At 60.1% G+C, this 276-nt stretch carries 1 protein-coding gene; it reads right to left on the bottom strand.

The features are described 5' to 3' along the window. On the bottom strand, window positions 1–276 hold a 276-nt coding region (locus ACLJNW_RS24865), incomplete at both ends, for an aldehyde dehydrogenase family protein (RefSeq protein ID WP_410961312.1).

The raw sequence follows: 276 nt of genomic DNA, 5'->3' as shown, positions 1-276 counted from the left end.
ACCGTATTGCCCATGATCAGCGCCGGGATCAGGGTGGTGAAGGTTTCGTTCAGCGGATAGTTGTACGGCCCCATGCACAGCGCCACGCCCAGTGGAACCCGGCGGATCTGGCCGAGGGTGCCCTGTTCCAGTTCGAAACGGCTGGAGTGGCGGTCGAGTTCCTTCAGCGCTTCGATGGTATCGACGATGTAGTCGCAGGTGCGGTCGAACTCTTTCTCGGAGTCCTTGAGGTTCTTGCCGATTTCCCACATCAGCAGCTTGACCACCGCCTCGCGT

Source organism: Salmonella sp. SAL4457 (assembly GCF_046548235.1).
In the GTDB taxonomy this organism is placed as follows: domain Bacteria; phylum Pseudomonadota; class Gammaproteobacteria; order Enterobacterales; family Enterobacteriaceae; genus Salmonella; species Salmonella enterica.
Note: the sequence above shows the minus strand (reverse complement) of the source record. Positions and strands in the feature narration are given on the sequence as shown.